The 25,052-nt window shown below is 40.3% G+C and carries 15 protein-coding genes and 1 pseudogene; 4 read left to right on the top strand and 12 right to left on the bottom strand.

Going from position 1 to position 25,052, the window contains the following annotated elements:
• Window positions 1-171: 171 nt before the first annotated feature.
• Window positions 172-2,421: a glycogen/starch/alpha-glucan phosphorylase gene (locus DWW60_RS14065; protein WP_243002947.1), complete on the bottom strand. Its 2,250-nt coding sequence runs from the start codon at window positions 2,419-2,421 to the stop codon at window positions 172-174.
• 48 nt (window positions 2,422-2,469) lie between these two features.
• Window positions 2,470-3,948: pseudogene (gene malQ / locus DWW60_RS14060) on the bottom strand (4-alpha-glucanotransferase); the annotation flags it as partial.
• Between the two features lie 171 nt (window positions 3,949-4,119).
• On the opposite strand from malQ, the gene DWW60_RS09925 reads away from it, so the two are divergent.
• Window positions 4,120-5,007, top strand: coding sequence for an AraC family transcriptional regulator (locus DWW60_RS09925; protein ID WP_022215944.1), 888 nt, complete (start codon window positions 4,120-4,122; stop codon window positions 5,005-5,007).
• Between the two features lie 21 nt (window positions 5,008-5,028).
• Here the strand turns inward: DWW60_RS09925 and DWW60_RS09920 are convergent, their stop codons facing one another.
• Entirely contained in the window at window positions 5,029-6,507 is a 1,479-nt protein-coding gene (locus DWW60_RS09920) for a C69 family dipeptidase (protein ID WP_117875281.1), read from the bottom strand.
• Between the two features lie 3 nt (window positions 6,508-6,510).
• A complete protein-coding gene (locus DWW60_RS09915; RefSeq protein WP_117875280.1) occupies window positions 6,511-7,083 on the bottom strand; it encodes a VanZ family protein in 573 nt (190 codons plus the stop codon).
• A 337-nt stretch (window positions 7,084-7,420) separates the two neighbouring features.
• Here DWW60_RS09915 and DWW60_RS09910 point away from each other — a divergent pair, with 337 nt between their 5' ends.
• A complete protein-coding gene (locus DWW60_RS09910; RefSeq protein ID WP_117875279.1) occupies window positions 7,421-8,524 on the top strand; it encodes an endonuclease/exonuclease/phosphatase family protein in 1,104 nt (367 codons plus the stop codon).
• A 209-nt stretch (window positions 8,525-8,733) separates the two neighbouring features.
• On the top strand, window positions 8,734-10,215 hold the full coding sequence (locus DWW60_RS09905) for a nucleotide sugar dehydrogenase (protein ID WP_022215939.1): 1,482 nt from the start codon (window positions 8,734-8,736) through the stop codon (window positions 10,213-10,215).
• Between the two features lie 99 nt (window positions 10,216-10,314).
• Here DWW60_RS09905 and DWW60_RS09900 read toward each other — a convergent pair whose 3' ends face one another.
• Window positions 10,315-11,235: an exopolyphosphatase gene (locus DWW60_RS09900; RefSeq protein ID WP_117875278.1), complete on the bottom strand. Its 921-nt coding sequence runs from the start codon at window positions 11,233-11,235 to the stop codon at window positions 10,315-10,317.
• Window positions 11,236-11,339: 104 nt separating this feature from the next.
• A complete protein-coding gene (locus DWW60_RS09895; RefSeq protein ID WP_117875277.1) occupies window positions 11,340-13,034 on the bottom strand; it encodes an ATP-dependent nuclease in 1,695 nt (564 codons plus the stop codon).
• Between the two features lie 340 nt (window positions 13,035-13,374).
• Between DWW60_RS09895 and DWW60_RS09890 the strand changes: the two genes are divergently transcribed.
• Entirely contained in the window at window positions 13,375-14,712 is a 1,338-nt protein-coding gene (locus DWW60_RS09890; protein WP_117875276.1) for a nucleotide sugar dehydrogenase, read from the top strand.
• A gap of 833 nt (window positions 14,713-15,545) precedes the next feature.
• Here DWW60_RS09890 and DWW60_RS09885 read toward each other — a convergent pair.
• The 6 genes from DWW60_RS09885 to DWW60_RS09860 all read right to left on the bottom strand — a co-directional run bounded on the left by DWW60_RS09885 (window position 15,546) and on the right by DWW60_RS09860 (window position 25,048).
• A complete protein-coding gene (locus DWW60_RS09885; RefSeq protein WP_158547602.1) occupies window positions 15,546-17,951 on the bottom strand; it encodes a dCMP deaminase in 2,406 nt (801 codons plus the stop codon).
• 325 nt (window positions 17,952-18,276) lie between these two features.
• Complete coding sequence (locus DWW60_RS13700; protein WP_117550481.1) at window positions 18,277-21,012, bottom strand: ATP-dependent DNA helicase; 2,736 nt, start codon at window positions 21,010-21,012, stop codon at window positions 18,277-18,279.
• A gap of 771 nt (window positions 21,013-21,783) precedes the next feature.
• Window positions 21,784-22,179, bottom strand: a complete 396-nt coding sequence (locus DWW60_RS09875) for a hypothetical protein (protein WP_242992666.1) — start codon at window positions 22,177-22,179, stop codon at window positions 21,784-21,786.
• A gap of 668 nt (window positions 22,180-22,847) precedes the next feature.
• Entirely contained in the window at window positions 22,848-23,858 is a 1,011-nt protein-coding gene (locus DWW60_RS09870; RefSeq protein WP_117550479.1) for a DarT ssDNA thymidine ADP-ribosyltransferase family protein, read from the bottom strand.
• Window positions 23,858-24,730 carry a macro domain-containing protein gene (locus DWW60_RS09865; RefSeq protein ID WP_117550477.1) on the bottom strand — a complete coding sequence of 291 codons (873 nt, stop codon included), beginning with the start codon at window positions 24,728-24,730 and terminating at the stop codon, window positions 23,858-23,860. The genes DWW60_RS09870 and DWW60_RS09865 overlap by 1 nt, the downstream gene beginning before the upstream one ends.
• 63 nt (window positions 24,731-24,793) lie before the next feature.
• On the bottom strand, window positions 24,794-25,048 hold the full coding sequence (locus DWW60_RS09860; RefSeq protein WP_133302871.1) for a hypothetical protein: 255 nt from the start codon (window positions 25,046-25,048) through the stop codon (window positions 24,794-24,796).
• Window positions 25,049-25,052 lie beyond the last annotated feature (4 nt).

The following is a 25,052-nucleotide window of genomic DNA, read 5'->3' as shown; positions in this document are numbered from 1 at the left end:
TCTCCACCGCCTTACTTTTTCTTGATGTGAACTGTTTTCGCATCACATTACAACTTTAGTATATTTAATTATAACCGACTTACTTCCTGTTCGCCACCAAAACCTAAATCAAAAGGGGACGGAGGTGCCTGACCCCTCCGTCCCATGCTGTGAAATAAACTAAGTTTTATTTTATAATCTCCAAATGTCCTTGTTGTACTCAGCGATGGTTCTGTCTGATGAGAAGAATCCAGCCTTGCTGATGTTGACAAGTGCCTTCTTTGCCCAATTCTTACGGTCCTCGTAGTCTACAAGTACGCCTTCCTTGGTCTTGATATAATCCTCAACATCAAGGAGTGTCATGAACCAATCCTTTACGATAAGTTCGTTGTGAAGTCTCTCAAGGCTTTCCTTCTGTCCGATCTCAAGGAGTTCATCGCTCACGATAAAATCAACAAGCTTCTTGATCTCAGGCTGCTCGTAGTAATCCTTTGACACATAATCAGCCTTTGCATAGTGGTCGATGACTGCCTCGCTTGACTCGCCGAAGAAATAAATGTTATCCTCGCCGACAAGCTCACCAATCTCAACATTTGCACCATCTCTTGTTCCGAGTGTAAGCGCGCCGTTCAGCATGAACTTCATGTTTCCGGTACCTGATGCCTCCTTTGATGCAAGTGAGATCTGCTCTGAAATGTCACATGCAGGTATGATTTTTGCTGCCTTTGACACATTGTAGTTCTCGATCATGACAACCTTGAGGTATGGGCTCACCTCTGGGTCATTATCGATGAGCTGCTGCAGGCAGAGGATAAGATGGATGATATCCTTTGCGATGGTGTATGCAGGAGCTGCCTTTGCGCCAAATATTACAGTCACAGGAGTCTTTGGAAGATTTCCTGCCTTGATATCGAAGTACTTGTGGATAACCCAGAGTGCGTTCATCTGCTGACGCTTGTACTCATGAAGTCTCTTAACCTGTATATCAAAGATAGAATTCTCATCTATGTCAATGTTCTGTGTCTCCTTAAGGTAATCCTTGAGAACGACCTTGTTCTGCTTCTTGATATCCATGATCCTGCCAAGGACTGCATCATCATCATAGAACTTAGTGAGGTCACTCAGTTTCTCTGCATCCTTCTTGTAGCCGTCACCGATAAGCTCTGTGATATATGCTGCAAGCTGCTCGTTGCAGTGGAGAAGCCATCTTCTGAATGTGATACCATTTGTCTTATTGTTGAACTTCTCAGGATAAATCTTGTAGAAGTTGTTCAGCTCAGAATCCTTGAGGATCTCTGTGTGAAGGTATGCAACACCGTTTACACTGTGGCTATAGTGTATATCAATGTGTGCCATGTGCACTCTCTGATCCTTGTCGATGATATATACGCTCTCATCCTTGTATCTGTTACGAACCTTCTCATCCAGTTTCTTGATGATAGGAACAAGCTGTGGAACAACCTTCTCAAGGTAAGCAAGCGGCCACTTCTCAAGAGCCTCTGCAAGGATAGTATGGTTGGTGTATGCGCACACCTCTGTCACGATCTCTGTAGCCTCGTCAAATGAGATGCCCTCAGCGGTAAGAAGTCTGATGAACTCAGGGATCACCATTGAAGGATGTGTATCATTGATCTGAACTGCTGCATAATCAGCCAGATCGTGAAGATTTGAACCCTTTGCCTTAGCCTCATCAAGAATGAGCTTTGCACCATTTGCCACCATGAAATACTGCTGGTAGATACGGAGAAGATTTCCAGCCTCATCGCTGTCGTCCGGGTACAGGCAGAGTGTCAGGTTCTTTGCAATGTCTGTCTTGTCGAAGTTAATTCCGCCCGGCTCCATGATGGACTCGTCAACGCTCTCGATATCGAAGAGGTGGAGCTTATTTGTTCTGTTCTCGTATCCGGTTACATCTATATCGTACATTCTTGACTGGACTTTCAGATTGCCAAATGTGATCGTGTTGGTAACGTCTGTCTTCTCGAGCCAGCTGTCTGCCTCAATCCAAGGATTTGCAGTCTCCTTCTGGTAGTTGTTCTCAAATACCTGCTTGAACAGACCCATGTGGTAGTTAAGTCCAATTCCATCTCCGTGAAGTCCGAGGGTTGCCATGGAATCAAGGAAGCATGCTGCAAGTCTTCCAAGTCCGCCATTTCCAAGTGATGGCTCTGGCTCAACCTCCTCTATGTCATAGATGCTCTTGCCATTCTCAGCAAGCACCTGTTTAACCTCGTCAAATACACCAAGGTTGATGAGATTGTTCGAGAGAAGCTTTCCTATGAGGAACTCTGCTGAGATGTAATAAACCTTCTTCTGTCCCTCCTCTGAAACCTTTCCGTCTGCGAGCTTCTTTGTCATATCAAGGAGTGCGAAGTAGATCTCCTCGTTTGTGCAGTCCTTGATCTCCTTGTTGTATTTCTTCATGCAAATGTCCTTTAACATAATATCCTCCTTACAAATATACGTCTTCACCCTGTTTCTTCCATACAGTCTGGTGAGATCCCTTAATTTATCTATATGTTCCTGTGTAAATTCCCATGTTGCTCCCTTGGTAAGCCGCCACTTCCAGTTGCCGCCAAGCGTTGATGGATAGTTCATTCTGGCGCTGTTGTCCTTGCCCAAAATATCCTGCATCTGAAGTATGACCGTGTCCGCTGAGCTCATGTAAAGTGCATGTATCATCTTCTCTGCCACATCATCCAGGCTGTTCGCCATGAGGTACTTCATCATATATTCCTGAAGCTCCTCACTCTGTCCGCTGATATAACTTTTCAGCATATCATTGTCGTGGGTTCCGATATACGCTACGTAGTTCTTTGCGTGATTGTGCGGCAGATATTCATTTGCCGTATTGCCGTCAAATGCAAATTCCAACACCTTCATGCCCGGATAACCGGATTCCTTTACAAGTTTCTGAACCTCTGGCACGACCACGCCGAGGTCCTCAGCTATAACCTTGGATGAACCTATGGCACTGTCTATAGCATCGATGAGTTTCTTTCCCGGTCCCTGTCTGTAGTAGCCATCCTTCGGCTCGCCATTTGCCGGGATGCTGTAGTATCTGACTATTCCGATAAAATGATCTATACGGATCACGTCGTAGAGCTTTGCAGATGCAGCAATTCTCTTCTTCCACCACGCGAAATCATCCTTCTCCATGACATCCCAGTCATAAATCGGGTTACCCCACTTCTGTCCGTAGCTTGAGAACATGTCTGGTGGGCATCCTGCCACAACCGCCGGTGCAAGGCTTCCGGACAGCTGGAACTGGTCTGTGTTAGCCCACACATCAGCACTGTCCAGTGCCACATAGATCGGAATATCTCCAATGATGCTTATGCCGTTTCTGTTGGCATACTCTTTTAATGGCATCCACTGCTCGTAGAACTTGAACTGAAGGAATTTGTAGAATTCCACGTCTTCACCAAGCTTTTCTCTGTAAGCTGCCATAGCCTCCGGCTTTCTCTTCTTGATCGCCGGTTCCCACGCAAGCCATTCTCTATTGTTATGATCAGCCTTGATCGCCATATACAGCGCATAGTCATCTATCCACTGTTCATTTTCCTCTATGAAATCTACGTAATCCCTGCTGTCTTTGTGCTCTGATCTGCCAAATGCTTTTCTGAGAACTTCAAATCTCTGTCTGTATATTCTGGCGTAGTCGATCTCGTCATCACTGTCAGCCCATTTGTAGGATTCTACCTCCTCTTTCTTGATAAGCCCTTCAGCTATCAATGTATCCAGATCGATAAAATACGGATTGCCCGCAAATGCTGAAAACGACTGATAAGGACTGTCACCGAAGCTTGTTGGTCCTATCGGAAGCACCTGCCAGTACTTCTGCCCTGCTCTTTTCAACATATCAACAAAATCATAAGCATCTCTTCCCATGGTTCCAATTCCATATGGTGATGGGAGGCTGCTTATCGGCAGGAGTATTCCTGCGCCACGCTCCAACGCTTTACTCATATATGATACCTCCTGAACAGTTCCTGTTATGGCTTGTATTTTATTAGCATTTCCCCTTTTATGCTTGCATTATATAAGCAATTAATTGTACAATTCTATCATCTTGATGATGTACAATATGTAAAAGCTGTAAAAAATCGTCGAATTAACAAAAAGGAGGCACATGGTTATATGAACAGTCTTGAATACGAAAATCTTCTGGAGAATAAGACCCATGCGGACCCGATGTTTCCGTACAATACTTACCTGTGCTCCATACCACTTGACTTCAATTCTGTGTCTCTGCACTGGCATGAATTTATGGAGATTATCTATATCAAAAAAGGCAAGGGAAATGTGACTGTGGACTTCACAACTCACTATGTTGAGGAGGGTGACATAGTCATTATCCTGCCAGGACACATTCACGGAATCTCCCAGCACGAAGGCTATTCAATGGAATATGAGAATATTCTTTTCTCCGTCGACATGTTCAGATCCAGAAATCACGACTCACTGGACAGCGAGTTTTTCCTGCCTCTGCTGGCGGGCGACGTGGATATCAAGAGTATTTATGACAGGGACGATCCATTATATCCGTCTCTTTCCGCGTGTCTTAACAGGGTAGACAAGCTCTGCTCAGAGACGCCAAAGGGATACCACCTTGCACTTAAGGGATGCTATTTTGAATTCTTCTACATTCTCTATGCCAACTCCACCGCAAGGGATGAGGCAGACAGGAAGAACCGAGCCAGGGATCTGGAGAGAACAAAACTCATCCTCTCCTACATAGACGAAAATTACAAAGAGGCCATATCCATAACGGATATAGCCTCCTACTGTGGATTCTCTGAATCCCATTTTATGCGATTTTTCAAGAACACCATGGGGGTGTCATTTGTATCATATCTGAACGACTTCAGGCTGAATGTTGCCGCAAGACTTCTCTCCTCCAATGACGAGAGCATACTCTCCGTCGCGGAGAACTGCGGCTTCTTCAACCTGTCCTACTTCAACAGGATGTTTAAGAAGAAATACGGCGTGACTCCGGGTAAATACAGGGATAATCATAACCTGTAAGCGACCGCATATTGCCTGCTGCTACGCATCAGATCTTGAATATGAATTCCTCATCTGATTGCTGAGTTCGTACAGGACTCTGCCAAGGGTGGCATTTGCCTCATGTCTCACCATGTCTGCGGTCTCCTGGTTTGCCTGCTGTCGGAGTTTCTCGCCCAATGGCTGTTCATTCATAATATCATCATATCTGTATATTATCTCATGTGCCTTGGACATGACTTTCTCCTCGTACCTCTCGATATGGAACACCGACTTTGCATAAGATGCGTCCGCCATCGCCGCTATCATACGGCTGGTCCAGTAGAAGTTGTCCGTGGAAGCATCCGCCCCTGTATTTGCCAGATACTCAGGAGTCGTGTCTACATTTGCATAGAAAGGAACCATGACATTGAATGCATTCGATGCAAATGCTATCCACTGTACAGCGCAGTTATCCTCTCCAACATATGGTCTCATCTGGATCGCCGACATGAAATCCGTCCTGTTCACACCTATCGATCTATATGCCCCGCGCATCTTATTGTCGCCGTAATTGCCGTACGGATCATACGGAGTTCCCTGATAATGCGAAGAAAGCACATACTTCACATCCTCCATGGTTATCTTCTTCTCTGGTATCATGCACCATGGAATGTCATCCGAAACCGGCGTAAAGTCCGCATCCGGTCCGTCCCAGACTGCCGAATTCGGGTTGAGCGTCCGCTCCATGAACCATGCCCTCGGGGTGTTGTACACGTGATCCGCATCGTCGTGGCTGCCGAATATATCCCGTGGACAGATCGTGTCCTCCATATTCTCCACGTTCAGATGATACTTCTCTATAAATGCTGGAAGATCTGCCGAGCACATGAACTCGCTCTGCGCTCCCATTGCGTCTGCAATATCAAATTCGTCCATACCAAACTGGTTTGGCATGACAACATACACATCATCAGGAACTTTTCTCGCGATCCAATGATGTCCTCCGATGGTCTCAAGCCACCAGATCTCGTCTACATCCTGAAATGCAATTCCGTTCATCTCATAGGTTCCATATCGCTCAAGCAGGCTGCCAAGTCTCTTCACGCCCTCTCTTGCGCTCTTTATATATGGAAGTGTAATGCTGACTATATCCTCCTCGCCGATACCTCCAGTCTTCTCAGGCTTATCTCCCTCCGCAGGCTCATAGCACACCAGTGGATCCGCGCCGAGCACTCTTGGATTTGAGGTTATGGTCTCCGTCGCCGTCATAGCCACATTTGCAGAATTCACTCCGCTTGCCGCCCAGATTCCTTCGCCCGCCAGCGCATTTGGAACACAGGTGTAACGCATCGGATCATCCGGAAGTTCAATCTCCACATGGGATATCTCCGACTTGTATATTCTTGGCTGCTCCTCCGGCTTCACAACCACATATTTCTTCGGCGTGTACGAACCGGCACCCGAATCGTCATTTCTCGCTATTATTGTTGAACCGTCATAAGACGCATTTTTTCCTACCAATATTGTTGTACATGGCATGATCTATTCCTCCATTTTTTTAATATTTTTCATCTTTTTTATAATTAAAAATATAATGTATCCCGCAAGGCTTCCGAGGGTATTCATAACTACATCATCGAGCTGGCAGTAACCGCGCTCCGTTATAAGCTGAACCGTCTCTATGCAGACACTGCATAGAAATCCAAACAGTACAGTACATTTGGACAACCTGTCTACCGCCCTGCCATCGCCATTCTTACTTCCAGCCACCGCCAGCGGAAAAAGCACGCCGAACGGCACAAAGAGCAATATATTTTCTATGACAAATGCGTGCTCCTGGGGCGTCACTCCCCACGTCTGAAACAGCGTCATGTCAATGCCTTGCCTTGAGCCCGGCTCTCTGGACAGGAACACAGTAACTGCCATCACCGCCAGATACACCACCAGCAGGAACCACACTATTGACTTCTTCACACGTCCTCCGGCACTGACCTTTTTTCCTGCAGGACTCACTGTATACACGAGATAAACCACGACTGCTATGCATCCGCATAGAATCCCTATCGGAAGGTAGCCCGCGACCTCCATTATATCTTTTATAATAAGTTCAAACATACATTCCCCTCAATAATTTCTACTATACTATGTCGCACTGCCCATTATATCATGATTCGCACCTATGGTGCTTTCCGTTGCTGTCGCAACTATCATAATCCAATTCGCCGCTCGCCAATCATGCAAGCATGTTGGCTCACTTGCGCTCATTATATCATATGTCATCGTGCGCAAGCGCGATGACCTGCGCACGCATCAGCGTGCTACATTATACCACGATTCCCAACATGTGTCATTTTACACATTGTTTACATACACCGCGTCTGATATACTTTACATGTCAGTCCAACTAACCATTTGGACGGGCTGAACAAATATAGAACAGGAAATATCCAACATGATAATAGCAAAAAAAATTCTAAAAATAACTTGTATTGTCCTCGGTGTGATCCTTGTGGCCACCATAATATTTGTGGGAGTTCTCACTATAACAGAATACAAGCCAGACGATTCCGAATCCCTTGAGGTCACATCCGGAAGCACATTTGGCAAAAATGCAACCGGCTCAGCCAAGCTTTCACCATCTGTCGGCGACTCCATATCCATCGTGACATGGAATCTCGGCTACGGATCCCTCGGTGCAAATGCTGACTTTTTCATGGACGGAGGAGACAGTGTGTACACTTCCACAGCCAAGCAGGTAAACGACAATATGGAGGCCATCACATCAGAGCTGAATTCACTTGCCGCTGACATCTTTCTTCTCCAGGAGGTTGATGAACGATCATCCAGAAGCCACAAGATAAACGAAGCCGATATTTTGAAGGAAAAGCTGCCGTCATACACAAGCTCATACGCCTACAACTACAAAACACTCATGGTTCCATATCCACTTCCACCGATCGGCAGAGTGACATCAGGAATAATGACTCTCAGCTCATTTGAAGTATCGGATGCAGAAAGAATACAGCTTCCATGTCCATTTTCCTACCCGATCAGACTCTGCAACCTGAAAAGATGCCTGATCGTGTCCAGAATACCGATTGCCGGAAGTGAACACGAACTCGTCATAGTAAATCTCCACCTGGAGGCTTATGACTCAGGCGAGGGCAAAGCCGCCCAGACCAGGATGCTCGCCGACATTCTCCAAAATGAGGCTGCAGCAGGGAACTACGTTATCGCAGGAGGCGACTTCAACCAGACTTTTTCAAATGTGGATCTGTCCGCATACCCTCAGCAGTCCGCTGACCTGTGGGCACCAGGAAGCATAGATGTATCTGAATTTGGAGATTCCTTCACCTGCACCACCGATTCCTCAGCTCCGACATGCCGATCCCTGGACAAACCATACGAAGGACATGACCACGAGAGTTTCCAATATTATGTCATCGACGGATTCATAGTATCGAGCAATTTGCAGATCAACTCCACAGAGACCATAGATCTGGATTTTAAAAACAGCGATCACAATCCGATAAGACTCGATGTTGCGTTGAAATAAACTATATTTTCAGTTGTTTTATGCATGTTATTTTAATTAACATTAATTATGTATAATTTTATGTTTAAAATACATTTTTCTCTTGATTTATGCCGTTTTTACATGTATTATGGCATTGTAAATGTTATAAATATTAACATTTGTTGCTAGTTTTGAATAATACTTCTAAGAATAATAGAGAATACTCATCAGAGAAAGGAATTTTGATCATGAAGAAATTATCACAGTCACGTCTCGCCGACACTGTCATGAACGGAAGAAAAGAAAAGGGTATGACCCAGGCTCAGCTCGCCGATGCAACCGGTATCAACAGAGCACTCATTTCCAGAATAGAGCAGAAGGATTTTGTTCCTTCTATAGAACAGCTCGAAAGTTTGTCAGAGGTTTTGAACTTCGACCTCACAGAAATGTTCATCAATGCTGGCGCACACAAGCTCGAGTCTCCATCCCCACTGAACATTGCAGTGGCAGGAACCGGTTACGTTGGTCTGTCCATTGCGACCCTGCTGGCACAGCACAACCATGTAACGGCAGTTGACATCATCCCTGAAAAGGTTGATCTCATCAACAACAAGAAATCCCCTATACAGGACGACTATATTGAGAAATATCTCGCCGAGAAGGAGCTTGATCTCACAGCAACTCTCGATGGCAAATCAGCATACAAGGATGCAGATTTCGTAATCATAGCTGCTCCGACAAACTACGACAGCAACAAGAACTATTTCGACACATCAGCCGTTGAGGCCGTTATCGAGCTCGTCCTCAAGGTCAACCCGGATGCCATCATGGTCATCAAATCAACTATACCAGTTGGATATACCGAGTCTGTAAGGAAGAAATACAACACGTCAAATATCATTTTCAGCCCAGAATTTCTTCGTGAATCAAAGGCACTGTACGACAACCTCTATCCATCAAGGATAATTGTCAGCACAGACAAGAATGACGAGAAGATAGTTAAGGCATCCCATACATTTGCCGCACTGCTTCAGGAGGGTGCCCTCAAGGAAGATATAGACACTCTGTTCATGGGCTTCACCGAAGCTGAGGCTGTAAAGTTATTTGCAAATACCTATCTCGCACTCCGCGTGTCCTACTTCAACGAGCTTGACACATACGCAGAGATGAAGGGACTTAACACACAGGACATCATAAACGGCGTATGTCTCGACCCAAGAATCGGAACACACTACAACAACCCATCATTTGGATACGGCGGATACTGTCTGCCAAAGGATACAAAGCAGCTCCTTGCCAACTACAACGACGTGCCTCAGAATATGATGAGCGCCATCGTTGAGAGCAACAGAACGAGAAAGGACTTCATCGCAGACCGCGTTCTCTCCATCGCAGGCTACTACGACTACAACAATAACGGTGATTACTCAGCAGCCCAGGAGAAGGAATGTGTCATAGGTGTATACAGACTGACGATGAAGAGCAACTCCGACAACTTCCGCCAGAGCAGTATACAGGGTGTCATGAAGCGAATCAAAGCCAAGGGCGCAACCGTCGTTGTATACGAGCCAACCCTTGAAGACGGAACCACATTCTTCGGAAGCAAAGTTGTAAATGACCTAGACAAATTCAAATCCATGTCCGACGCTGTCATCGCCAACAGGTACAATTCATGCCTCGACGACATCAAAGACAAGGTATACACAAGAGATCTGTTCCAGAGAGACTAATCTTTAATAAGACCTTTAAGAACATTTTTATAACATAAAAAATAACCGAATGATACGAATTAAAACTTGTATCATTCGGTTATTTTTTGTCAATATTTCTTATGAATTAGCCTGAGCCTTGAGCTCCCCAAGCATCTGAGGAAGTCTTGTATCCATCTCGTCATCCTTGAACTGACATGTACCAACCTTCCTGTGTCCACCGCCACCATACTTGAGCATAAGGCTTCCAACATCCATGGTCGCTGTGCGGTTCAGGATACTGTATCCAACTGCTGCCGAACATCCCTGTCCACCACGTCCGCTTACTATCCACGCTGACACATTCTGTTCAGGATACATACTGTATATCATGAAACGATTGCCGGTGTATATCGGATCCACTCCGCGAAGATCGCTTATGATAAGATTACCGTCCACTATGGTATGTGCCTTGACCATCTCCTTGAACTTCTCTGTCTGCTCATTATACAGAACTATTCTTTCCTGTATATCCGGCATGGCAAGTATCTCATCAGTGGTCATGGTACGACATGCATCTATAAGCTTCTCCATGAGCTGATAGTTTGATATGGTGAAATTTCTGAATCTTCCAAGTCCGGTTCTAGGATCCATCAGGAATCCAATAAGTATCCATCCCTTTGGATTCTGTACCTCATCGATGGTAAGATTACCTGAATCAACCTTATCAACAGCCTCCATCATATCGTCAAACTGCGGGAATCTCTCTCTGCCTCCATAATACTCATAGATTATTCTAGCGCACGATGGAGTTATACGACTCTCCCCCTTGTATTTACCCTCAAGTGCCAATCTCTCATGCTCACTTGAATGATGATCGAACCAAAGTCCGCAGCCCTCAACAAATGGCACATTTGCAAGGCAGTCATCCTCCGTAACCTCAATCAATCCGTCCTGAAGATCCTTCGGATGCGCAAACTTCCAATGATCAATAATTCCCGCTTCCTTCAGCAGTGCGCCACACGCAAGTCCATCAAAATCCGATCTTGTAACCAACCTCATAGTAAATCCTCCCTGGTATTGAACTTCAGCCCTGTAAAACCGGGCTGAATCGTCCATTTTCCGTAACAAATATATCTTAATTATATAGAAGCGGGTGGGGTATTTCAAGGAGCATTTTTATTAGCGCAAGGTTCGCCATTCCAATCAGAGATCCGCTTGCCGAGTTCCGTAACTTGTTTCTTCACATCCAGCATACCAGCCATGTTCTCCAAGGTCATATGCTCCGCAACACTCCTTGCAAACTTGACCTTTTTGCCTGCAAAGCCTCTGTAATACGGCTCTATGTAACCAGGAAACAGCTCATACTGTCCACACGGCTTCTTCAAACTGATTCCCAGAACTTCCTCTATGACTTCCTTTGGGATGTAATTTTCTATCTCCTTGCCCTTAGTAACCCATGACATCATCCCAAGATCATCAAATTCCTGAATTATTCTCTTCTTGGTATCATTCAGCCGGGCATTCCTGTTTTTCTTATCACTATCCATCACAATGACCGCATTTCTGTTGGTCTTGATAACACTTATGAGCTCCGTCATCTCCTCAGCCGAGTACTGTGACAGCAGTCTTCCACCATAATACAGGAACTGGTAGTGCACGCCCTCCACGAAACGGTCCGGGAAATACATGTCTAGCCAGTGTTTTATATACACTCTGTCTGACGGTCCTTCCACCCATATAATCCCATTTGACTGAAGAAGATCGCTTGCCTTCACGTCCAGATCATCCAGTATCCGGGTCTTGTCCAGATACGATTCTATCCTTTTGACAAATGCTCTGCCGTCCTGCTTGTACACATGGAATATCACAGCATCGTCCTTGTCGTAGAATGCATTTATCGCCACATGGGAATGGGTCGTGATGAACACCTGAACATCATTCTTTTCAGCAAATTCATATATATACTCAAACAGTTTCCTCTGCATGGCAGGGTGAAGATTATTCTCAAGCTCCTCAAAACCATAGATCATCTTCTTATCCTTATACCCCTCCAGCTCCGGTATAACCAGCAGATTTAGCAGCACCAGAATGATCGTCTTAAGACCGCTTCCCATGCGTGACAAAGGGCACCTGCTCATGCCCTTTTCCTTGAGAAACACCTCCCACCGGATATTCCCATATCCATCCTGTACCTGCTGCACCCTTATGCTCTCAAATACAGCCTCCGGACTCATGATCTCATTTACCGCTTTTAGAAGAGTGTCCTCAATTATCGTCTCATCGTAACTGCTATTGTTCAGAAATGCCCTAATAATGTTGCTTGCACCACTGCCAGTGCTGGACAGATCCTCCAGAGTCTCACCAAGCTTCTCTTCCTCCTCGGGAACAATATTGCGCTCCGCAGCAACGTGTCTGAATACATATCTGTCCCTCTCATTACCTATATCAACTCCCACTCCATTTGCATATGAAGTATTCCATAGAGGCAGTCTGTCATTCCACTCCACTATGTAACCACCACTGTCCTCAGGCTCCACCCTGTATCCTATCGAACGTCCATTTGACAGGTTCCACATGGTTCCGCTTGTATAACCTTGAATTGATGAATACCCACGAAGCAAGCTGTCACACATCTCCCGGGTGACCGGTATCTCCGCGATGATCTCGTCCGCACAGGATGCGATCTGCTCTCTGAATGCATACATCCTGTCATACATCATCCCCACCACGTCGATGACACTTGATTTTCCGCTGTTGTTCTTGCCGATTATCACTGACACCCTTGGGAGGTTGTCAAGTTCTGTGTATGTGTCGGCGGTGAAGGCTTTGTAGCCTTTGAATCTTATTCCTTTGTACATGGGTGACTCCTTTCTACTACAATATATTTATGGTTGATAGATTTATCACTGTTTTATGTGCCAATATCGAATACGTATATACCGTAATTTTAATATGTTTTCTATTTAAATCAATATTTATGTCGTTTTGTGAGCAATTATAAAATTACACATTCACACATCATAATGAATATATGCAACGTATTGACATCTCCCCATACTGGTGTTATCTTCGCAATTATAAGCATCACATACCGTAATATTTTTTGTATTTGGTTGATATGTGTTATTTTAAATCACATCAAGGCATTGCACCGATTGTCTATCAACTTGCAATATAAATTTAGAGAGGACTCTACCCATGAAAAAAATATCAATAACCAAGATGGCCGAAGCCCTTGACTTTGAAGTTGTTGATCTGTTAGAAGAGAAAAAGAAAGCTGTCAATACAACAAGCCTCGACAGAGCATACAATATAGCAGTAGCAGGTACCGGTTATGTTGGTCTGTCAATCGCAACGCTTCTTGCACAGCACAACCATGTAACTGCGGTCGATATCATTCCTGAAAAGGTCGAACTTATCAACAACAGAAAATCTCCTATCCAGGACGACTATATAGAGATGTATCTTGCCGAGAAGAAACTGGATCTCACCGCAACCCTTGATGCCGAGGAAGCATACAGAACTGCTGACTTTGTGGTCATAGCGGCTCCAACCAACTACGACAGTAAAAAGAATTTCTTCGACTGCTCTGCAGTCGAAGCCGTTATAGAGCTTGTACTCAAAGTAAATCCTGATGCTACAATGATCATCAAATCAACCGTTCCAGTGGGCTATACTGCTTCTGTAAGAGAGAAATACAATACCAGGAATATCATATTCAGTCCTGAATTTCTACGGGAATCTAAGGCTCTGTACGACAACCTCTACCCATCACGAATCATCGTATCCTGCGATGAAGAGTCGTCCGAAAAGGCCCACACATTTGCGGCATTGCTTCAGCAGGGAGCTATCAAAGAAAATATCGATACACTGTTCATGGGCTTCACAGAGGCAGAGGCTGTAAAGCTCTTTGCAAATACTTACCTTGCATTACGTGTCTCATATTTCAACGAACTTGACACCTACGCAGAAACAAGGGGACTAAATACACAGGAGATCATCAATGGAGTATGTCTTGATCCGCGTATCGGCAATCACTATAACAATCCAAGTTTCGGATATGGTGGATACTGCCTTCCAAAGGATACAAAGCAGCTGCTGGCAAACTACAACGATGTGCCACAGAACATGATATCTGCCATTGTCGAGAGCAACAAGACAAGAAAAGATTTCATAGCGGACCAGGTACTGAATATGGCCGGCTACTATGATTATAATAATCGCGGTGATTTCGCTCCTGAACAGGAGAAGGAATGTGTGATTGGCGTGTACCGCCTGACCATGAAGAGCAACTCAGATAATTTCCGCCAATCCTCCATCCAGGGTGTCATAAAAAGGATCAAGGCCAAAGGCGCCAAAGTTATCATCTACGAGCCAACTCTCAAGAACGGCGAAACATTCTTCGGCTCAGAAGTGGTAAATAACCTTAAGAAATTCAAAAAAATCAGCCATGCTATCATCGCCAACAGATACGACTCGTGCCTTGACGATGTGAAGGATAAAGTTTATACGAGGGATATTTTTAAGAGCGATTAATCTCTAAAAATTGTTAAAACATTCACGCCAATTCCTTTGCCTCCAAATCCTCATGCAACTTTGGGGATTGCCCTCTGCAATAGTTGGTATTTTAAGTATACAATAAACAGTATTATGCTAATTTAAGGAGTCAACAACTTATGTCCCCTTTTTAATTATCATTTCACTTTCTCATGTTTTGTTTTTAGTTCTTGCAATCAAGTAAAAAAACAATTGAAGAACTCAAAAAGGAACTCAAAAATTGAGTTCCTTAAAAATCAAAAGACCCAACATGGTCCGCATCGTTGAAAGGCGTGTTGGGTTCTGTTGGTCTTAGTATATGCAATATCCATAAATATTGCACTAATATTTTCATGAATTTGCATTTATCATGCTGTAATTTCAATATCTTTAAGTAATTGATACGTATAATCATGCTTTTTTATATATTCCGAATAGTTTTGACAAAATTCGTCCAAATCATTACATTTGTGTTTTCCTATTCCCGGACAACAGGGACACGGAGCCCGGATTATTCACATTCTTCAATACCATATTTATTAACTAGCTGTAGTTGTAAATCTGATAATGGAAAGTGAAATGTACATAACAGTCTCGCATTTAACATTCATTTTGGTTTGGCATAATCGCTTTTGCCAAATCTCATGTGGCATTTAACTAAATATCTTGCTTATTTTAAAAGAAAAAGTCCACGACTCTGCCGTGAACTTTTTCTTGATTATGAGATACCAACCAATGTACCGATACCGCTCTCTTTAATTATAACTACCTCAGTCTCCGTCCATATAAAAATCCTCCTCATATACCTATGATAGTATTAAATAATTTGTTATTCAAGACTTGACTTTAATAAAATCCCATTCCATACTATATGTATAAAATAGATTCGGATTTTCAATCTGTAATTCATATATTATCTTATTATCTTTTTTTGTTTCTGTTACTTTATTTTCTTGATCAAGAAATTCATACTCCATTTTCATATCCGCATATCTTACATAACGCACATTATCAAGCAACGCATTCTTTTCAGGAATAATTACTCTTAAAATCAGATTTTCAATTGGATACTTTACAATCTGGGCCAAATACTCATGCATTAATTGAGATTCATCCTTTAAATAAGTTTTTATTCCGTATGAAATCCGCTGACCTTTACAAAACTTATTGTTTAGATTTATTTTATAATGATATGGGGATACTTGATCTTTCGAGTCTTCCAATGTGAATTTGTCTCCATCATCAATAAGCTCTGATTTATCATATGAACTTCCTGTCCAAGTTATACTTCTTTCCAAAACATCAAATTCACCATCTAGCACTTCTAAATCTACTTTTCTAATACTCTCTATGCTTTCTCTACTAACAAACTCTAATGAAACCTCCATCAATTTATACTTCAGATCCTTTGCAGATGTTTTTCTTGAGCTTGTATCAATAATACTCCGTACTTCCGCTTTACTATTTATCCCCGTTACTAATTCTAATTCATCTTTCTGAGCAAGCATAGGTCTGTACAACCTAACATATGCCTCTCCAATAGCTCCACTAAACAAATGCAATTCCGGATTTCCTTTACCTTTTCCAAATCTTAATATATGCGTTTGCGCAATTCCAGGATAAGGATCTATGTAGTAGATTTTTTTTATTCCTAATTGAAACGCCTTTTTCGAACATAATTCGCATGGGCTTGCTGTACAAAATAAATTTCCGCCTTCTATTCCCATACCTCCATATTTAGATATTTGCAAAAAAGCATTTTCTTCTGCATGAAGAGCCCTTGTAAACACCTGGTTTTTATCGCCTTTCCATCCATTATAAATATCCTTAAAACAATATGAAAACTTTCTTCCATGCAAATCGACTTTAGAAATCTCTTTATCTAAATGTTCAAATATCTTTTTTAATGTCTCATTATCATATTCAAACTGACTATAACATTCTCTCTGATTTCCTTTACAATATCCATGAACATCTCTGTATATACATTCCAGTTGCTTATTAGGAACATCGTTCCACCCTACTGATTTTACTGAGAAATTGCTATCAGTTACAATTGCCCCGACCTGTCTAGATAAACACCCTGAATTATACTTTAGATTATATGCAAGTTGCATACACCTTTCTACATCGTTTGGAACGACCAATCCCGGATGAATCATCAGTGTAATATATTTAACTAACTGCCTAGTTAGCATCAATCTTCTACCATTTTGCTCATCTAAATTAACTAGATGAATATCTGCCATTTCAAAACAATTCGCTATATTTTGATGATAAAATATTTCTCCATTATCTAGATTCGACTCATATTCTACATAATCTAAACCTCTTTGTTCTTCCACATCTAATTTGCCTAATCTTTTTTGCCGCATTTTCTCATCCACGCTTATAGATATCAAGAAGTATGATCGATAAACGTCTTTTAAATAGTTTGACTCATTCGCATTTCTAATTGCATCTATACATATACGTATTTTGTCCCCTTTTCTATATTTTTTTATTAACTCTATCATTAATTTTATTCGCTTTGCAAAATCTAATATTCTATTTTGGCACAATTTATCTTCATATGGAGTACCACTGGCTCTAATATTATTAGCAATTTTTTGCAATAAATATGTATATAAATGATATTTTACTGGAGGTTCATCTTGAAGTTTTCTCTTCTCTTCCTCATAACAAGAATATTTATAAAAAATTTTTTTAAATCTATTTTTATAATCAGCTAATTTCCTAATATACAATTCATAATACTTGTCCAACACATCTGTCGAAAAAGAATTTAGTTCCTCAATTGAAGGTATAGGAAATTCTGAAATTTCCTTAAACATATAATCCAAACCATTTATTTCATTTACAAGTTCATTAAAATTCAAAATAATAAATGATGTCTTATTATGATTACTTTGAAGATATTTCAAATATTCTATAAAGGCCTTTACCCCACCCTCTTGTTCTAAAATATATGACAGTATTATACAACTTCCTTCTATTACCTCGAACGGCCTCCATCTACTATCAGACTCCATATAATCCTTTATTATATCAAACTCTTTTCTTTCCCTTATCGAGTTATCGTCACTATCAAAATACTCATACTCCAGTTCATCAAATGACTTTTTTAAAATACCAGCAGCAGTACTACATCCTGCTCCTGTCCTGCCCGTCAAGCCTATTATAATCTCATTTTCTTTTTCACTATAGATTTGGTTAACAGCATCATTGTAATTCTCCATACTCAATCCTCCATCGTCAAAATTATTAAATATTATAGTCATTATTTAAAATATACTCTTCCTCATAAATAATATATCCACCCTTTCACTAAGTCTCCAGTAAAAGGGGTGCCCCATATTTGTTCAGTTCCGTTGATCGATGTCCTTCTCCACACATAATGGAAATAGGAGCATTACAATGACATTCGAGTTGACCTTTTCGATTAAACGTGAGTTGACTTCCACAGTTTGCACAATAAGGCACTTCATATGTTCCGCCTTCATTACAAAATACCTGCGGAATTTCAGATATGGGCACTCAATAATTCTACACATAACTGATAGCTCATTCTTTAATCTTCATCATTTTTTTATGAGTTTGTGCTGCAAAGATTGTTGAATCACCTTTTGCATTTGTAATCTCAAAGTTATTAATAACTTTTTCCTGAGTCTCAGGACTCCAGTATATTTTCAGATTTTTCTTTGATCGAGTAATAGCCGTATAAAAAATATTATGCGTGATCATACGATCAACTTCCTCTGTAATTATTATTTTAACAGAATCATACTCCAAGCCTTGCGCTTTATGTATAGATATAGCATATGCAATTTGGAATGGCACATCTGTCTCATATGAAAAATCTGCATCATCATTATCAGAATCTTTTTTTAATGAATAAAATCTAATGACAGATTTTCCTGGTGTAATAGATTCCAATAGCTCAATATCCCATTCCATAACATCAAGTTCTGTAAGGATCTTATCAATTTCAAGTGTAAACCATATCTTATCTTCAGACTCTTTTTTTATTTCTATAATAGTACCTTTTAAATTATTATACAATAATGGCACAAACCTATCTGACTCATTAAAAAGGATTGGATCCCCCACTTTGTATGTCCACATTCCCCATCTCACTGCAGGATTAGGATTGTTCTCTTGAAGGAACCGATTTATATTGTTAATTCCATACAGTCCATCATAATTCAAGCAAAGTATTATTTCCTCTTCCGACTTCTTATCAAAAACTGAAGCCCCCAGATTAGATGCATACCTGTTCGCAACAATATGTTCCGTCAAATCTTCATCAAGCTTTCTAACCTTTTTCCACAAGGTTAATAAATCTTCATCCTTGGTTCTATATGGAGTTTCTAACTCGTACCATGCATATCTTGGAATAAAATACTTTGCCATTGAAAACCAATTACCAAAATCAATAGATTCTATCTGGTATGTATCTCCTACTAAAAGCATAACTTTACAATTTATCTTTCTTAAAACATCAGCCATATCTGAATTACTGACCATACTACACTCGTCCATTATCAAAATGTCGACATCTACTGGCACATTTTTCGTCAGAATATACTTACGAATAGTCATAAATTTACAATTTTGTGCCATCACATTTCGCCTTAGATTTTCAACTGCTGGATTAGTATTTGCAAGATATAATTTAGAATGTGAATCAAGGAACTGTGATACCTGATTAATCATATAGGTCTTTCCTGTTCCTGCAGCTCCATAAATCATTGCAACATGCGTTCTTTCAAACAGTCTTTGTAAAATCGCCTTTTTTTCTTCACTATCGATAGCCTGATTTTCATCCATCCATGCAGAAATAGCATTTGTATATCCCAATATACCTGATTCGGACACTCTCATCAGCTCTTCTATAATATACTTCGTATTATCAAAAGCCCCTTTCACATAAACACTCTGTCCAAATTTTGCAAGCTTTCGTCCTTCATGTTTTTTTATATGAATATTTCTGTTAAATGTATCTATAGCTGCATCTATGTCATTTGTGAACCCTTCTAACTCTTTTATAGGTGTATAAAGTTTAGAATTAGTATTCATATTGTTCTTAATATACTTAGCCATAAACTCGTGCTCTCTCCCTGACTGATCAATACTTTCAAATAGATCTATAGTTTCAGGATTATGACGAATCAACGATGTTGCAAATGGCATTTCATCAAAAGGAATGCATCCCCATTTAAGTCTAAGACCTGAAAGTACACTATTGTAATCTTTGTCCTTCTGCAACTTAAGAACTTTATTATTCATAGTATGAAGCAAGTATCTAATAACATTACTTCCTGGCTTTCCCGCCAAAATCAAACAACGTGCACTATCCAAAACCGGCTCAAAATGTTTTGCCTTACTCCGCCCAAACATTACATTCTTATACCTTATATAGTCACTCTCTGATGATAAAACAACATCCAGCAGACTTGCCCCAGAATAAGACAAATATTTCATCATACCTATATACTCTGCGCTCCCTGTTGTCATTCGTATTTTTTCATCAAACAGATCAGCAAAATTATTAAATTCACATGGCCTAATAGATACAGAGAATTCAGTCAAAATATTAACTGGCATTTTTTTGCCATTTACCTCAATATCTTCATAAAAAATTGCAGCTTTTATTGCATAATGCGATGGTAGCATATTTTCAGAGTAAACAATAAATCTATCAAATTTACTTGTAGAGTCATACGCAGGTGTAAGTACCATTTCATAATATGGAACTCCATCAACAATAAATGGAATAACCTTATGTACATACATCCTTTCAGTTCGACTGTAATCGACGAAATTTCTTTTTTCTTTCAACAATTCCGCTATTTTTTCACGGAATTCTTCTACTGTTCTATCTGTATTAAGTGGAAATTTTTCCAAATTTGATAATAACTCCATTCCATATTCATACTTAGCAAAATTTCTAATCATCGCAAAAAACTGATAATATTTTATCATCAGCCTCTCGGCGCCCTCATTATCTGGTGTGTAATGAGATTTTGATTCTTGCAGAAATGAATGAAATTTTCTCAAAAACAAATATTTATTATCTTCTTTGAGATATGCCAATGCTCTTGGCACAGTATCTCGATTAATAGCAATTTCTTTTCCTCCACCATAAGCTCTCACCGCAATATGCTCAACAAGGTTTCTAGATTGGGCTAATAAATTTTGAGATATGATGTCCCTTGTAACCATTGTGCTATCCAGCATATTCAAATTTTCACATATCACATTATCGATGTCATATATCTTTTCTTCAATTTTCAACATAACTACTATGCATCCCCCTTTTTATTTATACATATATAGATATGTCGTATATTTTATATGAAATTCAGCGCAGAAACAATATATATATGTCATTTTTTGCAATCTGAGATGTATTTTTTGTAGTATTTTTCTAGTTTTGTCACATTTTTGCAATCTTATCTTGAAGCAACTAAGAAAAGGACACTTCCGTTACGGAACTGGGGACAGGTTTATAGGGAGTTAAGTATAATATGCGAAAGTCAACTCCCGAAGTAAAGTTCAAAGCTTGTTTTACAGATGGTTTTATTCACCTGCCTTTAACATGCTCCCAACAACACTGTTATATATAAAACAATGGCTGTGAAAAAACTCGATTGAGTTTTTTCACAGCCCATTTTTATGCTCATCAATATTATTTATCTGTCTCTGCAAATTCCAACTTAACCTATCTCCAATAATTCCTTCCAATTATCAGTAAATCCCATTGTCCTTACATCTATTTTTTCATACTTCTCTATTAATGCTTCTATTTGGTCTACATATAAATTCCAGTGATTTTAAATTCTCCACCTGCTCATCAATTGACATTGATGGTTGATGTTGTTTCAGTTCCCCCATATATTTTCTCCTTAAAATTAAAAGACCCAACGTGGTCCGCATCGTTGAGAGGCGTGTTGGGTACTGTTGATATTAGTATATGCGATTTTCATAAAAAAACAATGTTTTTTTCAAGTATTTGCGTTATCCCAAATTATCATAGTTATTGCTACCCATAGTTTTACGAAGATCCATTCAGAGCCAGAATGCATCTCTCAGCTCCTCGACCTCATCATACGGAAAACACTCGGCAGCCCTTTCGTTTTCTTCCAGATAATTGATAATCTCTCCTGCCAATTCAATCCCCTTCCGACTGTGTATCACGCCACCGTTCTCTTTCTGAACGCTCTCTTCAACTTTTCTTGCCACCCACACCTGGTCATATATTTCCAGCTGAGTAATTATTTTTCTTACGCCAGAATGATAAACCAATTCATTACTTTCCGTCGGCTCGCCGAGTGCGCCATAGAGAGCGTAAAGCTGACGCATAATGCCATCGTCATTCAAATCCATCGGCACATATATTCTCACATTGTCATCTGGTAGAATCCCACCCTCAGACTTTTTCTTTCCAGTGACTGCTTTCTCCATCTCGTCTTCCGTTTCATATGGTACTTTCACAGCCAATTAAGGGTCATTGACATAGAGCATTTCTTCCGGTATTTGATGGATATCTAATTTGTGGTGCATATAAATCACGCTCCTTTATCGAAGTGGTAAACTTTTTCGCTAGCAGCCGAGTTTTCACGAAGAAATCTCAAACGTGCAAATGCAAATGTTCGTCTGCACCTGGCACCTCTAGTGTCCTCTGTCGCACAAGAATATTCAATTGCTGATTCAATCGGTTTAAACAAAACAAACTAAACCAATCCTAAACCGATTAATCTTTTAATATCCAGTTAGCTTTACGTTGGTTTTCTCCATACTTTTCAATAACATTCTTATTTTTTAAGACCGTTAATAATGTTCCGTCCGCACCATAGATACGTCACATAATACTTGGAGCGGCTGTGAACAAATAGTCAAAATCAGAATTTCCCAACAAAAGCATTGCAGCATTTGTAACCTTGCCACCTATTAACAACTTCATCTTCGTCAAAAACTGTTCATCTGACATACCATCAACTTCTTTAGAAATGAGCTCTTGTGCCATGAGCTATTTTATTTAGTTAGTGTCCAACTTCATTATACAATCGGCGAATATATATTTTTCGACATTGATAACTCCATTATAGCAATCGTTATATGTATTCTAATTTCTACAACATTGCAGACTCTGCCAACTGCCAGCACACTAAACACATGCTTTTATTTTCAAATGATATTTCCATATACAATGCAGTCGCACCTTCTGGTTTCACCATTCCGCTAAATTGTGTAGAACGGGGATTTTCATAATCTATAGCAAAATCACAGTACTGCCTAAATATCACCTGTTCAGATCGTTTCCAAATAAACTCTGCATGAGCACGTACCAATAACTGCTCATCGCCATCTTTATACCTGCGAATATAATATTTTTTATCCTTCGTATCTGAATACACTACACCAATTTTATCTCCATAATAATTACATTGTTCTATAAATAGTCCATTACATTCAAAACAGCTACGATCAACTTTTATACGATTTCTGTATTTTACAAACAAGTTGTAATCTACACAACGCAGTTTATTCAGCAAAGACTGACGTTCTATATCATTTCTACAAACTATACAGCAGAGTGTATCTTCAATAGGGAATTCCCCAGGGTACACAATTTCTGCCTGTCTATATTTCTTTTCCAGATTCGGATTCTCCATGTAACCAGTCTTATATATTTGTTGAAAATTCAAGTTAGCAAAGGCTTCCACTCCGTTCTGCAGTTGGTCTCCAAATCCGGCTAGAGATTTCTCTGAAAACATAGTTCCTTTCTTTTTCAAAACAGATGCTAGATCAAACAAAAAAAATACAGGAACTGGTACATTAGCCTCCTGATCACGGCAATATCTTAGTCGAACATGTTTATATCCCTCATTATGATACTGTGTAGGCGTATGTGGTCTGAAATACATTCTCACATATGACTCAATATCTGAATTGGTCATATTGATTACCTGCATACTTGCATTATCATTACTCATATTTCCATATATCTCAGCGTCAATCCTGCTATATAAACAACCATCGCGAAGAATATTAACAGCATTTGACATATCAGTATAATGAAATGCAAATTCCGCCCACCATTTATTCAAATAATTCTGTGCGATAATCTCCTCATATGTCATTACTTATCCCCCTTAACCAGAAAAGCTTGTCCCTTCCATGAATTCAACTGATATCCCTTTTTTAAACCAGCTTTCATGTTATCATCTATATTTACTTCATCCAGATATCCCATATGAGCTAATAAGATATAAAAAAGGTCATGAATCTTATTATCATCCGTAGCAAAAACCCTCTTTTCACTTATTTTATCCCAAATAGCTCGGGCATCCTCATCGCTAAGTTTCAATGTTTCCTCGCCATTCTCAAATATTAGAAAATCTTCAGCGTTCCAACTTGCCGTCCACTTCATTCCTTCTACTTCAAATGTTATAGGAACCAATGCACTGCTATATGATATATCATCTTTCACACCAGCAAATGACATATCTTTTGCATTTTGTCTCAACCACTTTGTCATTTCCACTGTTTTCTTATGCTCTGGCAGCTGCTTGTCTAACGGTCGTAAATATACATACACATCTATTGGTAAATCATTAAGATATTTCTCCATGACAATCTTAACATCATCCCAGTTTAATTCACCGTTCCCACACCCTAGCTTAGGAAAAGCTATAGATGAAATATTGTAATCTGCGTATTTCTTTACAAATGAAGCAAGACCTTTCTCTATATACTCGATTTTTGAAGGATTTCGCCAATTTTCTTTAGTTGGGAATTGCAAAAGCCAATGATCCTGCTCATACCATAGCATCAGTCGACCTATTGTAAGTTTATGTTCGTCACACATCTTTTTATACTGTTTAAACATTTCCGGATATCTTTTTTTAAATTCCAAAGCAATTCCTTTTCCCATAACCCCCACGGTATTCACCGTATTAACCAGTACCTGTGCCGGACTATTGAATAAATCACCTTCTATATATGTTATCATACTTCACCATTCCTAACTTTTGAATATATATGCACTATAACACATTTTCCCTCACCAAGTATATTAATTACAGACTTTCATTTCCTGAAAAGCTTTTCTTGCCTCCTCAAATCTTTTGAATTTAGTATCCCATTCCATGCTTTTATCAGATTTATTTATAACATCATCAAATGATATGTCGTCAAAATATGTAATATCATCATGGCTAAAATATTTTTTACAATATGAATTGAACAGTGCTACAACATTGCATTGGCATACTTCTGCCTCAAATTGAGGGTCATTTATATTTACTATACATCGTTTCTCCAGCTCCAACAAG

The organism is Coprococcus sp. AF16-22 (assembly GCF_003461545.1).
GTDB classification, from domain to species: domain Bacteria; phylum Bacillota; class Clostridia; order Lachnospirales; family Lachnospiraceae; genus Coprococcus; species Coprococcus aceti.
The sequence above is the reverse complement of the archived record's forward strand: the minus strand, read 5'-3'. Positions and strand labels throughout refer to the sequence as shown.

Coding starts and splice junctions, on each gene's coding strand:
- DWW60_RS09875 (WP_242992666.1), bottom strand. CDS start 22,179: ATGGAGAAAGCAGTCACTGGAAAGAAAAAGTCTGAGGGTGGGATTCTA.
- DWW60_RS09910 (WP_117875279.1), top strand. CDS start 7,421: ATGATAATAGCAAAAAAAATTCTAAAAATAACTTGTATTGTCCTCGGT.
- DWW60_RS13700 (WP_117550481.1), bottom strand. CDS start 21,012: ATGTTGAAAATTGAAGAAAAGATATATGACATCGATAATGTGATATGT.
- DWW60_RS09900 (WP_117875278.1), bottom strand. CDS start 11,235: ATGAGGTTGGTTACAAGATCGGATTTTGATGGACTTGCGTGTGGCGCA.
- DWW60_RS09905 (WP_022215939.1), top strand. CDS start 8,734: ATGAAGAAATTATCACAGTCACGTCTCGCCGACACTGTCATGAACGGA.
- DWW60_RS09920 (WP_117875281.1), bottom strand. CDS start 6,507: ATGCCATGTACAACAATATTGGTAGGAAAAAATGCGTCTTATGACGGT.
- DWW60_RS09865 (WP_117550477.1), bottom strand. CDS start 24,730: ATGATAACATATATAGAAGGTGATTTATTCAATAGTCCGGCACAGGTA.
- DWW60_RS14065 (WP_243002947.1), bottom strand. CDS start 2,421: ATGTTAAAGGACATTTGCATGAAGAAATACAACAAGGAGATCAAGGAC.
- DWW60_RS09915 (WP_117875280.1), bottom strand. CDS start 7,083: ATGTTTGAACTTATTATAAAAGATATAATGGAGGTCGCGGGCTACCTT.
- DWW60_RS09885 (WP_158547602.1), bottom strand. CDS start 17,951: ATGGAGAATTACAATGATGCTGTTAACCAAATCTATAGTGAAAAAGAA.
- DWW60_RS09925 (WP_022215944.1), top strand. CDS start 4,120: ATGAACAGTCTTGAATACGAAAATCTTCTGGAGAATAAGACCCATGCG.
- DWW60_RS09870 (WP_117550479.1), bottom strand. CDS start 23,858: ATGACATATGAGGAGATTATCGCACAGAATTATTTGAATAAATGGTGG.
- DWW60_RS09895 (WP_117875277.1), bottom strand. CDS start 13,034: ATGTACAAAGGAATAAGATTCAAAGGCTACAAAGCCTTCACCGCCGAC.
- DWW60_RS09890 (WP_117875276.1), top strand. CDS start 13,375: ATGAAAAAAATATCAATAACCAAGATGGCCGAAGCCCTTGACTTTGAA.